The 1,024-nt window shown below is 43.5% G+C and carries 1 protein-coding gene; it reads right to left on the bottom strand.

The features are described 5' to 3' along the window. Window positions 1–647 precede the first annotated feature (647 nt). Window positions 648–1,024: hypothetical protein (locus APB76_RS19960; RefSeq protein ID WP_074181738.1), on the bottom strand; the 377-nt coding region annotated here is incomplete at its 5' end.

Below are 1,024 nucleotides of genomic sequence, written 5' to 3'. Positions count from 1 at the left end.
GACGTTAACAAAGTGTTCAAGCTGGATTCTCAACGCTCGGCGGTTTTGGTTGCAATTTTTAGTGCAGTGATTAAGGTGTCTTTATTAAGTGTTGTGGTGCGTTGCTCACCACTTAACACAGCGTTAATAAGCTACTGTTAACGTATAGTTTTTTGGGGTAAATAGTCCTTCATTGGCTGTGCCTTTCTCCGCACAAATTCTTGTTCTCTAGCGCGCTTCGAGTTTTGAAGTTTCTCTGGTGTAAATGCCATTCGAAATCATCGGTAGCGCTAATATGCCAACAACGATCTTCGCTCTCAAAGGTTCATCGTTGTGGCAATTAACTGTCCGTGACTTAAGCGGGTGGCTCGTTCAATGAATCCTTAAATTTGGTGTTGGCTGGCTTTTGGTTTCTGGAAAGCAAAGTGGGTCAGCAGCCAATAAAAATCTGGTTGGTTTGTGGTGTTGAGTTAGGTGGTTTGTGTGGGTCTAGAGCGCGCGGAAAGTACTTTATTAACAAAGTGTTCAAGCTGGATTCTCAACGCTCGGCGGTTTTAGTTGCAAATTTTAGTGCAGTGATTAAGGTGGCTTTATTAAGTTAAGTGGGGCGTTGTTCACCACTTAACACAGCGTTAGCTAGAATTTAAAGAAACTAAGGGCTTAAGCGCTTATGAATACGGCGCTCTAGCTTCACATTTGATAGTCCCAAGGCACAAACTATCTCGCCAGTGGCACTGTTCGAAAAGTGGTTGAATCAGCCAAAGTCGGTTTACTGAAGTGGTGTGTTTGTTTAGTTCTTTGGTATGGTTTCTCTGATGTTGAAACGTCGCCATATCTAAATCAGTTTCGTGAACTGGGCTGTCAGGTTTGTCTAAAGCATTCTTTGCCAAGCAAGTTTCATCAATTGTGTTTTGGTTCGCGACCTGTCCAATGTACATTGTCATTCGAAACCAACAATGTGTTTCACATGAGGCACTTGGGTGAAAAACGCAACCTTCTGCGTAGCAGCTAACAAACTGCTCAAGGCGGACTATCAACGCTCGGC

The sequence above is a fragment of the Vibrio bivalvicida genome (assembly GCF_001399455.2).
GTDB classification, from domain to species: domain Bacteria; phylum Pseudomonadota; class Gammaproteobacteria; order Enterobacterales; family Vibrionaceae; genus Vibrio; species Vibrio bivalvicida.
This window is presented reverse-complemented; position numbering and strand designations above follow the sequence as displayed.